This window comes from Fibrobacter sp. UWB13 (genome assembly GCF_900177805.1).
Taxonomy (GTDB): Bacteria; Fibrobacterota; Fibrobacteria; order Fibrobacterales; family Fibrobacteraceae; genus Fibrobacter.
This window is the reverse complement of record NZ_FXAX01000001.1, coordinates 1,167,221-1,178,590: the sequence shown is the minus strand read 5'-3', so window position 1 is coordinate 1,178,590 and position 11,370 is coordinate 1,167,221. Positions and strand designations below refer to the sequence as shown.

Sequence of the window (11,370 nt, the reverse complement as noted above, 5' to 3'; positions counted from 1 at the left end):
ATATGACTAAATCTGAAATTGTACTTGCAAGCGGTTCGCCGCGCCGTTCCGAAATTTTAAGACAGTTGGGTGTTAACTTCCGTGTGGTCGTCTCGGGCGAAGATGAAAAGCCCGCAAGCTCAAATCCGCTCGATTTCCCGCGTGAAAATGCCTGCATCAAGGCTTTGTCTGTTTCTCGCCAGGAACGCGATGCTTATGTGCTCGGCTTTGATACGCTTGTGTTTTTGGATAACGTTCCGCTGGGCAAGCCGAAATCCGAAGCGAACGCTCTTGAAATGTTAAGCAAACTAAACAATCGTAGTCATTTTGTGATTACTGGAGTCGCCATTGCCCGTAACGGCGAAATCCTTAGCGCCTCCGAAGAGAAAACAGAGGTGTTTTTCAGAAACTGCACCTTACAAGAGCTCAAAGATTATGTAAATTCTAAGGACCCGATGGATAAGGCTGGCGCCTACGGCATTCAAACGAATGGCGCGCGCTTGATCAAGTCTATCAACGGTTGCTACTACAACGTGGTTGGGTTACCAGTTGCACGTACACTGGAAATGTTGGATGGTTTACAAGTTAGGGTATAGCAAATGATTCAGTTGGAAGAGAAAAATCCAAACGAACGCCTTGGTGACTTTTTGGTCCGCGTTCGTGAATCTCAAGGACTTACTATTGATGATCTTGCCGAGCGCACGAAAATCTCGGTAAAGATGCTTCATTTCATTGAATCGAGCGACTGGAAGTCTTTGCCGGTCGAAGCTTATGTCCGCAGCTACTTGAACTCCGTAAGTACGAAGCTTGGCTTGGATCCCAAGGCTGTCCTTAAAATGTATGCCGAAGAAGTGGGCTCAAGCTACGAAGTCCGCGAGGCTGAACCCATCAAGAATATCGCTCCGATGACGGACGAAGAAAAGAAACCACATAGCAAGGCTGTGCCTATAGCTATCGTGATTATTCTCGTCCTCTTGGTGGTCGGGCTCCATTTTGTGACCCGTGAAAAAGCCGCTTCTGACGCTAGTGCCAATCCGCCATCGGTGGTTGCTGCCGAAGAATCTGCCGAAGTCAATCAGGACATGCCTGAAGGCGCTATTGCGGTTCCGGTCGATTCCATCAAGGAAGAAAAGAACGAGACGGTGACTCAGGCTGAAGTCGATAAGGCTGTGAAAAAGGCTGAAAATCTCCCGGCATCTGCAACGATTTTTATCTCTTCGACGTCCAAGAAAGATACGACAGTGACGACGGGCCCGGTTTCGGATAACGGCCGTACTCGCATTGAACTTGTCGGTTCCGGCGAAATGCGTTCTTGGGTCGGCATCAAGCGCGACGAAGACGATGATGATTTTGTGAAAGAAGCGAACATTGCAACGGTTGATAACAAGCTTGTCTATACCGCAAGTGGTACGCTCTACATTGTGATTGGTGAACCGCGTGCCATTGGCAAGATGTACTTGAACGGCGTGGAAACTCCAGTTCCTGTGCCGAAGTTTGGCCGTGTGGCTCGCTTCAGCGTTTATGACGGTCGTGTCCTTAAATAAGAGGTGCTAAGATGCGTTCTTCTAAGATTTCTCGTAAGACGAGTGAAACCGATATTCAACTTTTCTTGAATCTGGACGATTGCTCCAGAGGTCAGATTAGCTCGGGTTCGGGCTTCTTGGATCACATGCTGAACTTGTTCCAAGTGCATGGCGGTTTCCACCTCGATTTGACCTGCAAGGGCGATACCGAAGTCGATATGCACCATAGCATGGAAGACATCGCCATCGTGCTTGGCCAGGCTCTCGTTGAATGCCTCGGCGACAAGAAGGGCATCGAACGTTATGGTTTTTACTTTGTTCCGATGGACGAAGCCTTGAGCCGCGTGTGCATCGACTTTAGCAATCGCATCGGCTTTGTCTGGAACGTGAAGCTCCCGGCTGCAACTGCAGGCGGAATTGAAGCAAGCATGTTCGAACACTTCTTCAAGAGCCTTTGTGAAAACGCTCGCATGAACTTGCATGTGGAACTCTTCTATGGCAATGACAACCATCACTGCCTGGAATCCATCTTCAAGGCTTTTGCACGCGCTGTTGCCATGGCTGTTGCTCCTTCCCGCAACGTGAAGGGCGTCCCCAGCAGCAAAGGCGTTCTGTAGTAAGGTCGCGAGAATCGTCGCGGTTGAAAAGCGCGAAAATCGCCGAACTTGTCATGCCCGCGAAAGCGGGCTTTATCTTTATTGTCATGCCGGACTTCGTTCCGGCATCGCCTTTTTAGAATCCTTTTCACATCTTGTAAAGCTTTACATGGCGAAACTTCGGTTTCGCCATTTTCTGTAAAGATTCTTTATTTTGTGAGAAATTTAACGTATTTATATACGTCCTACATACTAAGTTTTTTCTTATAAAAGTTTTATGTTTTGCCTCGGTTTGGGTGATTTAGCGAGGATGAGATGAAGGTGATTTCTACGACATTGAAATTGACGTGTTGCCCTTTGGCTTTCTGCGATATGGCGTGGGCTAAAAGCGATGTCGACTATCGTAAATCGCTTGGTAAAGCTCGCGTCTATATGGTGGCTAAAAAGCCCCGCCTTGATTTCTGCAATGTGAAATTTTCGGGGCATAAAATTGATCTTGACCTCGTAAGCGAATGCGGTCGCGTAAGCGTTTCTATCCCTGCCGATGAACCGCTTTTTAAGCCGAGCGAAAAGAAAACGCTTGTTGTCGATGTGGGTACAGACGTGCCGCATGTCCTCGCCAAAGATGAAGTTGTCGCAACAACTCACGCAATGAAATTCTATGAGATTGATACGGCGTTCTATGAAAAGGCGAGCGACAGGGAACTGAAAAAGTGCCTGGACGAAGACTCTTTTGTGGCTTGGCTTACGCCCGAGAAACTCTTGTACCTTTATTCGAATAGGCTGATTCGAATCCCGAACTTGGATAAAACCAAGTGTTTCCTTTGGAATTACGAACCGATGTTTATCGGGAAGATTGTGCGACCGGTTGTGAAACATGCTGAAATGCGTCATGCTCGCGAGCCCTTCCTTGATATGCTCGAATCGGAAATCGAAGATTGCGAGGATATCCGTGATGATGTTGTGCTCCTGTTCTTTGATGTCGAAGAACGGGATAACAGCCTTTTGATTGGCAATGCGGTTTCGATTAACGAATTCCAACTCCCTTTAAACGGGCTTGCTTTGCCTTCTATCGATTTGCTTGCGATGGATGCGGAGAATGTCTTTATTGAAAAATTCAAGCCCAAGTACAACGCCGCGCTTTTCCATCCGTACCTGAACGGTGTGGATGCTACGCCTGATTCCGAATACGATGCTATTGATTACGCTATCGATGACTGGATGACTCTTGTATTCAAGGGCATGAAATGGTATGGCGGGCTTGAGGGAAATTGCTTGGTGTACAGCAGAGGCGATGGCCTGCGTGTGATGGCGCCAACATCGTTTGATGATTTCCTAGAACGGAAATTTATCGAATCCGTGCTCGCGTGCTAAAATAGTCCTTCTTGACTCCAGTGAAGTCTTGAATTGATTTGTCATGCCCGCCACCTTGTCATGCCTGCGAAAGCAGGCCTCTCCCTTATGAAACATGTTGTTTCATATACTTAAATAAAAATCTGCAATTTTAAATAAAAATCGTTAAAAATAGAGAAAATTTAAAAAATTTGTTTCATTATTGTTGAATTTTTTGGCGGTGTAATTTATCTTTATTGGTGTAAAGATTACCCATAAAATGAAATCCGTTTTTGAATATAGAGATTACCGCGAATACATGCGAGATTTTTACGAGAGCCGTAAAAAGTGTTCCGCATTTACGTGGCGCGAGTTTGCAAAACTTGCGGGCTTCTCTTCGTCGGGATTTTTGAAACTTGTTTGCGATGGTAAAACGCGTCTCTCGAAAGTGGGCGTTGAAAAAGTCTTGCCGGCGATGAACTTGTCTGGTGCGCAAGCAGAATATTTTCGTGCGATGGTCGAATTTTGCGATTCCGCTCGCTCTGAAGTCCGTCAAGTCGCTTTTGAACGGATGATGAAAATTGCGCAAGAAAACAAGATTGATTTTTTAGAGGCAAAGTCGTTTGAATATTTTTCGTCGTGGGCAAACCCGGCACTCAGGGAACTAGCCCCGATTATGAAGGGCGCAACGCCTCTTGAAATGGGACATGCTCTTGTGCCTGCCATTTCTGCTGCCGAAGCTCGTGAATCATTGGAACTTCAGGAATCGCTTGGGCTCTTGAAAAAAGATGAATGCGGAAATTACGTGCAAACAAGCGAAGGTGTTTCGAGCTCTCGTGAAGTTATCTCGGCGACGGTTGTCAATATGCAAAAGCAATATGCGCATTTGGCTGCCGAATCCCTAGAACGCTACACGCGAGAATACCGCCACATTTCGGGCATGACGATGGGGCTTGACCGAGAAGCGTATGAGCGCCTAGCTGCAGAACTTGATGCTTTCCGCAAAAAAGTAGTGGAAATCGTATCGAACGTGAAAAGCTACGATCGCGTTTATCGAATGAATTTACAGCTCTTTCCATTGAGCAAACAAGTTGGAGAAAAAAATGAAAAAGAATAATCTGATGCAAAATATATTTGCCATGAGCCTTGCTTTCGCAACGGTTTTCACTAGTATTACGCTATTTGCGGGGTGCTCCGGTTTTACCGAAGATACGAATACGTCTTCGAATGATGATGGCGGAATCATTGATGTTCAGACTGCTTTTGCTTCGGCTCGCGTGTCTCAATTGGGTAAGGCTGTGGTTGATGAATCCAATGATTCTCTTACGTTTGTAATTGAAAACTTGGGGGGCTGCTTTAATCACAATGGATCGCTTTATTATGATCCAGACTATTATTCTGCAGATACAAATCACTTTGCCTATAACTTCCGCAAAGATACATTGCAGCTTTCCTTCATTTACGAAGATGAAACAACAAAAGAACTTGAGACGGTTCAATATATTGGCGGAACCTCTGGTGTGTTGAACGGCACTTGGCGCTTGACGCAGTGCTTCTATCTTGACGGAGTTTATTACTGTAACAATGACGCTTACGAAAAGTTTTTTAAGCTCGATGGCGATAAAGTTGAATTCCGTGTTGGTGATGTGGCTAACTATGATTATATGAACTCGGATTTTGTGGGTGATGTATTCCGATTTTTGAACGATAAACAAACCATTATGTTCGAAGATGTTTTCTATTCACGTTATAACAATAGTCCTAAAAAATATGGAATTACTGTCCTAGAAAAAACGAATAAGAGTATAAAGTTTACACATGAAGGTCGCACGTTTGACTTGAAATTGGATTATGTCCGTTATAGCGATAGTATGGCTGTAACGCTCTCGTCTAATGGAACGACGTGCGTTGGCAATTACAGTAAGAAAAATGATGTCCCGCCCGAATTATGCCGTGAAGAAAATTCAGCTTATCTGGATTTTCTAGCAAAAGATTCAGATTCTGATGGTCATGCGCTGCGATATCAAAGAGATAATGGTCGAGAATTCTCAAAATGCATCCAGGGAATTCTTGAAAGTGATGTAAAGACATCTACAAGTGCTGACTCTGGAAATGTTGATGTGCAAACTGCATTTGCATCGGCTCGTATGGTGTATTCCGGTAAAGCTCTTGTTAATGAAACTCAAGACTCGTTAACGTTTGTTGATGAACAAGTGGGTGGATGCCTCAAGAAAGGCGAATCATTTATGTATGACCCTGATTTCTATTACGGTGATTCAAATACGTATGCCTATGGCTTCCGCGGCGATACTTTGGCGCTTACACGGCCGGCGGTACTTTATGCAGATGGTAATGACGGTTTTGAATCGACAGAGACGATATTCCTTGTTGGAGGATCGTCTGGAAAGCTTGATGGAATCTGGAAAATTTTGCCGTGCAGACTGATTGATGCTAAAGGTGAAATGGGTTGCCTGAATGATGCCGATGAGGATTTTGTAAAAATTGATAATGGAAAAACGGAGTTCTATATTGCTGAGCTTGCGGACTATGATTACATGAAATCCGTTTTTGTCGAAGAATTATTTATGTTCTTGGACAGCCAAAATTCTATTCAGATTGAAACTCCTTTCTATGGTGGTCGGAATGTTGAATCTTTAGCTGAAGATTATGGAATTACAGTGCAAGAAAAAACGAATAGGAGTATGAAGTTTACTTATGAGGGACACTCTTTTGATTTGAAATTGAATTATGCGAGAATAAAGGATAGTGTGTCCGTAACATTGACATCGGGTAATGTTGTTTGCAATGCGTATAACCGAGAAAATCCAAATATTACGCAAGAACAGTGCCGTGAAGAAAATGCTCCCTATCTAAAAGAAATGGAATCGGGAGCGTACGAGATTAGAAAGCGTAATGACACTGAATTCGAGGATTGCATTAATGGAATCCTCGGACGCGAACGGAAGGATTAAAAAATTTTTCTACACCGGCGTCTTGCTCTTTTCGCCGGCGATTTCTCGAACGAGTTTCGGTACGAGGTAGCCGGGGAGCTTGGTGCGAATCTGCGCGATGAGTTCTCGGGCGCGTTCGTCGCTGACTTCAAAATGGGCGACACCTTTTGCATGGTCGAGTTGGTGCAGGTAGTAGGGGAGTACACCTTGCTCGAATAGTCTGCGGCTCAAGCGTTCAAGTGTATCGGCGTCATCGTTCACGCCTTTCAAAAGAACGCTTTGGTTCAAAAGTGTCCATCCGCTGAATTTAAGTTGTGCGAAAACGGCGGCGGATTCTTCGTCTAGTTCGTCGGGGTGGTTCACGTGCACCACGAGCACACAATTGAATCGTGCGGGGAGTTCACGCAAAAGTTCAAAATGCTGCATCACGAGGTCCGGTCTCATGATCGGGAGTCTCGTGTGGATGCGGAGTGTCGTCACAGACGGGTGGAATGCGATTGCTTCCACGAGGTCGCGGAACGGTCCCGGCCCAAGCGTGAGCGGGTCTCCTCCCGAGAGAATCACTTCCCAGATGCTCGTATGGACATCCAGCCAGTTCGAAACTTCACTCGCGATATTCTGAGTGTCCTGGAAGGGATAGTTGCGTCTGAAGCAGAATCTACAGCGCACACCGCAGGCAGAAGTCGAGACGATGAGGGCTCGGTTCTCGTACTTTTGCAAAATGCATTCGGACTTGCCGGCGGGGAGGTCTCCCACAGGATCATCGACAAAGCCGGGGGCATCTTTGAGTTCGTCCTTGCTCGGTAGAACCTCGCGTAGCAGTTTGACGGGCTCTGCCGAATTTTTGATGAGGTCGGCGTAGTGCTTGGAACAGTTGAATGCGAATGTGGGCTCTTGGTCGAGGTTTGCGCGCATTTCGCTTGTCAAACCGGTAAAATCATTGCCCAAATAGTCTAAAAATTCAGAAATATGCGTGAATGTTTTAACAGAATTGTCCATTATATTGCTAAATTTAGAATCAAAAACCAAAAGAGGATAATATGGGTACTGTAAGCACCAACGAATTCCGTAAAAAATTGAAAATCATGGTTGATGGTCAGCCGTATGAAATCATCGAAAACCAGTTTGTGAAGCCGGGTAAGGGTCAGGCTTTTAACCGCGTTCGTATCAAGAACTTGGTGACTGGCCGTACTCTCGAACGCACCTGGAAGAGCGGTGATACGGTGGAAGAAGCTGATGTGACCTACACCGAAATGACCTACCTCTACAACGACGGTTCTACTTGGTACTTCCTCAACAGCGAAACTCAGGAAACTGAAGAAATCTCCAAGGAAGCTCTCAATGGCTGCGAAGTTTGGCTCCTCGATGGCGCTACTGTCGAAGTCACTTGGTGGAAGGACCCGAAGACGATGGCTACACTTCCGATCGAAGTTATCCCGCCGACCTTCGTTGACTTGATGATCGTTGACGCTCCTCCGGCAGTTCAGGGCAACACCAGCGGTAACGTGATGCGTGAAGCCACTCTCGAAACTGGCGCTAAGGTGATGATTCCGCTCTTCATCGAAAACAACACCAAGATCCGCGTGGATACCCGCGACGGTTCTTACCTCGAACGCGCAAAGTAAGACATTGTCATCCTGGAGCGCGTAGCGCGATGGGATCCAGTGATTTTTCAAAAGCCTCGTCCAAGCGACGGGGCTTTTGTTGTACTGCGGCGAAGTCGCATAGACAAACTGTCTATAGTTTTTCTCGGGGCAGTCGCGCGCTTAGCCGCATTTCTGTATAATTTATAATTGTTGTTTAACCCAAAGGGATATATGGGAATGTTTAATAAGCTTTCTGGTTTTGCGTCCGCGGCATGTGTTGCTGCGGGCTTGATGTCGTTTGGTGCAATTTCGGCAAGTGCTGCTCCAGACCCGAATTTCCACATTTACATTGCGTACGGGCAGTCCAATATGGGCGGCACGGCTGATGCTCAGAGCGCAGATAAGGTCGAAAATTCACGCTTCAAAATTTTCGCAACGCAAAAATGCTCGGGCAAGGGGCGCAATACGCTCGGTGACGTTTACCCGGCAGTGCCTTCGCTCTTTAACTGCGGCAACACGATTTCTGTGGCGGACTGGTTTGGCCGCACCATGGCCGACAGCATGCCCGACGTGACGATTGGGATTATCCCGGTCGCGGTGGGCGGTGCAAGCATCAAGCTCTTTGACCAGGATCAGTATGCGAGTTACCTCTCGACGGCAGAAACCTGGCTCCAGAACTACGCGAAAGAATATGCAAGCGACGGAAACGTGACGAAGACGATTATCGACATCGCTAAAAAGGCGCAGGAAAAGGGCGTTATCAAGGGTATCATCTTCCACCAGGGCGAAACGGACGGCGGTTACCCGGACTGGCCAAAAATTGTGAAGAAAACTCGCGACGATATTCTCAAGGCGCTCAACTTGAGCTCCGATACGGTGCCGTTCGTGGCAGGCGAACTCTTGCGTGAAGGCTGCTGCTATTCCGACCGCGTGTCGAAACTCCCGAACACGATGGACAACACCTATTACGCCTCGTCCGAGAACTTGAAGGGCAATGGCGTGGACCGCTATCACTTCAATCACGATGCCTACGTGGAATTCGGCAAGCGTTATGCAGCGCAGATGCTCAAGGCGGTGAACCGCAAACCCGTGGAACCTGTTCCGCAGAAACCGTTTGGCAAGGTGGAAGGCGATAGTGTTGTGGCAGGTGAGGCCGTCAAAATCCCGGGCAAGATCGAGGCGGAAAACTATGATATCAATGGTGTAGGTTCGGGCAATTCCTCTTACTTGGATAACGATTCCGAGAACAGGGGTGGCGAGTACCGTAAGGATGGTGTCGATATTTATAAGGGCGGAGACAATTACGCTATCGGTTATACGCAAGAAGGCGAATGGCTGGAATACACCGTGAATGTGAAGCGTGATGGCAAGTTCTACATTTCTGCGAATGTGGCTTCAGGTACGGAATCGTCTAGCTTTAGCTTGCTTTTGGATGATAAAGAAATTGTCCCTTCCACGAAAGTTCCAAAAACGGGCGATGAGTGGGATGTCTATGAAAGATTGGAATTGGGGCAGGCCGAATTTACTAAGGGCGAGCATGTGCTGAAGCTCTTGATTACAAGCAACTATGTGAACATTGACTGGATTAATGTTTATGATCCGTCGCTTGCCATTCGTCCGAAATTCGAGGCTTCATCGGGCGCACAAACCTACGATGTATTCGATATGCTCGGAGCGCATGTTGGTCGCGTCGAGGCCGCAACCGCTCAAGATGTTTCGCAGAAAGTTCGCGCTCTCGTAAAACAAAAAGGCACGTATCTCGTGAAGTCCCGTAACGGCTCCGCGACGATACGTGTGATGAAGTAAAAACTAGCGCGCTATTCTAATGGCAAAGTTGAAACTGTGATTTGTATTGGTTTCCCAGTCGTCATCAATTTTGCCATAGGAGTAGTTGAATGCGACGCCAAATCTCCAGCGTGGGCTGAACCACCAGTCGTAACCGATTTCAGGTCGGATAAAGACGCTGGGGAAATCGTTTAAATCATCTTTTGCGCTGTTATAGGTCAAACCATCGTTGTCGTCTTGCGTCTTGACCATTTCATAGCCTACGCTAAGCCCGAAATACAGTCCGTAAAGAGCGCTTTCTTTGTTCTGGAAAGGATAGAATTCGGCACCGACACCCAATAGCGCTTTCATTATGACGGCGTCCATTTTTCTTTTATCTGAATCGTGGGCGCTCGGGTTTTCGTAGTCGGCTTTCCCTAATCCAAGACCGAAAGCTCCGTAAACAGATACCATGTTTGCAATGTATCCGCCGACCCGGACCTCGCTGTAAGGCAACCAGCCATTGCATTTCAGAGCGACTTTATCATCCCAGTCGGTAACAATGTCTTCTGATGTTGCGTAGCTTAAAGCCAAATCTGCAGAGAAATAAAATCCATGGTGGGCGTGAACTTTGCTTGCGTCTGTGCGCGTATCAGCCGCAAAAGCTTGCGATGTTAAAAACAGTGCGATAGCAGTGGTGGCAAGTAGTTTCTTAATCATATCTTTTTATAAAAATAGCCCGCTTTTTTAGCGGGCGTCCTTGGTTAATTTTTTAGTGAGACAGCCTGATGGTCAAACCGAAGGTGTGTTGAGCATAAGTTTCGCTATCTTGATAGCTTCTGTCATAGTAGTCTGAATCATCGAGGTCAAGCCAACCAATAGTGTAGTTGAAGGCGACACCAAAGCTCCAGCGTCTGCTGAACCAGAAGTCCTTACCCACTTCAAATCTGAAGGCGCCTGTGATGAAGCCTTCGGACTTGTCGTATTTGTATCCATCATAGGTGTCGACTTTTTCGTAAAAAGCTCCATCAACAGCAAGACCGTAAGAAAGTCCGAGGAACAATCCGTACATGGGATTGTCGATGTCTTGGATGGGGTAGAATTCACAGCCTGCACCAAAATAGAACTTGATGCTTGTGGCATCGTACTTTCTTTGGTTGTGATAGAATCCGTTATCGTAGCTGTAGCTATCGCCATAGCTATGTCTATCGTTGATGCTTTCCGTTTTGAACGTTCCTGTTCCAATACCAAAGCCCAATAAACCGTAAACAGAGGCTACGTTGGCGATGGAACCACCGAGGCGGACTTCTTCATAAGGAGTCATGAAACCGGTAAACTTGTATTCATCGATTTCCACACCATCGTAATACACGTCGTGGTTATTGTAGCGGAGATAGGTGTAACCAAACGTCAGGCTTGTTGAAAAATAGAAGCCCTTGTGTGAGTGGTAGTACGGGTCTTTTTTCTCCTTTTTTTCAGGAGCGGTAGTTGTGGAGTAAGAAGTGCTTTCGAAAGCGCTTGTGGAATTTGTCGGTTCGCTTGTTCCGAAGTAATCGCCGCTTGTTTCATATTGAGCGAATGCAAGCGATGCCAGTAAAAGCGTTGCGCCAATGATTTTTTCTCTCATCTTAGATCCTCT

The 11,370-nt window shown here is 46.6% G+C and carries 11 protein-coding genes; 8 read left to right on the top strand and 3 right to left on the bottom strand.

The window, feature by feature from the left end; genetic code table 11:
- Positions 1-2 precede the first annotated feature (2 nt).
- The 6 genes from B9Y77_RS04960 to B9Y77_RS04935 all read left to right on the top strand — a co-directional run bounded on the left by B9Y77_RS04960 (position 3) and on the right by B9Y77_RS04935 (position 6,402).
- Positions 3-575: a Maf family protein gene (locus B9Y77_RS04960; protein ID WP_085491450.1), complete on the top strand. Its 573-nt coding sequence runs from the start codon at positions 3-5 to the stop codon at positions 573-575.
- 3 nt (positions 576-578) lie between these two features.
- Entirely contained in the window at positions 579-1,523 is a 945-nt protein-coding gene (locus B9Y77_RS04955; RefSeq protein ID WP_085490699.1) for a helix-turn-helix domain-containing protein, read from the top strand.
- Positions 1,524-1,534: 11 nt separating this feature from the next.
- On the top strand, positions 1,535-2,119 hold the full coding sequence (hisB, locus tag B9Y77_RS04950; protein ID WP_073422978.1) for an imidazoleglycerol-phosphate dehydratase HisB: 585 nt from the start codon (positions 1,535-1,537) through the stop codon (positions 2,117-2,119).
- A gap of 294 nt (positions 2,120-2,413) precedes the next feature.
- Positions 2,414-3,472, top strand: a complete 1,059-nt coding sequence (locus B9Y77_RS04945; protein ID WP_085490698.1) for a hypothetical protein — start codon at positions 2,414-2,416, stop codon at positions 3,470-3,472.
- A gap of 238 nt (positions 3,473-3,710) precedes the next feature.
- The gene (locus B9Y77_RS04940) at positions 3,711-4,547 is read left to right on the top strand and encodes a TIGR02147 family protein (RefSeq protein WP_085490697.1); all 837 of its coding nucleotides are present in this window, start codon (positions 3,711-3,713) and stop codon (positions 4,545-4,547) included.
- Positions 4,534-6,402 carry a hypothetical protein gene (locus B9Y77_RS04935; protein ID WP_085490696.1) on the top strand — a complete coding sequence of 623 codons (1,869 nt, stop codon included), beginning with the start codon at positions 4,534-4,536 and terminating at the stop codon, positions 6,400-6,402. Before B9Y77_RS04940 ends, B9Y77_RS04935 begins: the two co-directional genes overlap by 14 nt.
- 9 nt (positions 6,403-6,411) lie before the next feature.
- Here B9Y77_RS04935 and B9Y77_RS04930 read toward each other — a convergent pair whose 3' ends face one another.
- The gene (locus B9Y77_RS04930; protein ID WP_085490695.1) at positions 6,412-7,380 is read right to left on the bottom strand and encodes a KamA family radical SAM protein; all 969 of its coding nucleotides are present in this window, start codon (positions 7,378-7,380) and stop codon (positions 6,412-6,414) included.
- 41 nt (positions 7,381-7,421) lie between these two features.
- Between B9Y77_RS04930 and efp the strand changes: the two genes are divergently transcribed.
- A complete protein-coding gene (gene efp, locus B9Y77_RS04925) occupies positions 7,422-8,006 on the top strand; it encodes an elongation factor P (RefSeq protein ID WP_072827029.1) in 585 nt (194 codons plus the stop codon).
- 192 nt (positions 8,007-8,198) lie between these two features.
- Positions 8,199-9,773 carry a sialate O-acetylesterase gene (locus B9Y77_RS04920; protein ID WP_085490694.1) on the top strand — a complete coding sequence of 525 codons (1,575 nt, stop codon included), beginning with the start codon at positions 8,199-8,201 and terminating at the stop codon, positions 9,771-9,773.
- A gap of 3 nt (positions 9,774-9,776) precedes the next feature.
- Here the strand turns inward: B9Y77_RS04920 and B9Y77_RS04915 are convergent, their stop codons facing one another.
- Together B9Y77_RS04915 and B9Y77_RS04910 are read right to left on the bottom strand one after the other, a co-directional pair.
- Positions 9,777-10,451, bottom strand: a complete 675-nt coding sequence (locus tag B9Y77_RS04915) for a hypothetical protein (RefSeq protein ID WP_085490693.1) — start codon at positions 10,449-10,451, stop codon at positions 9,777-9,779.
- A 52-nt stretch (positions 10,452-10,503) separates the two neighbouring features.
- A complete protein-coding gene (locus B9Y77_RS04910; protein WP_085490692.1) occupies positions 10,504-11,358 on the bottom strand; it encodes a hypothetical protein in 855 nt (284 codons plus the stop codon).
- Positions 11,359-11,370: the final 12 nt, after the last annotated feature.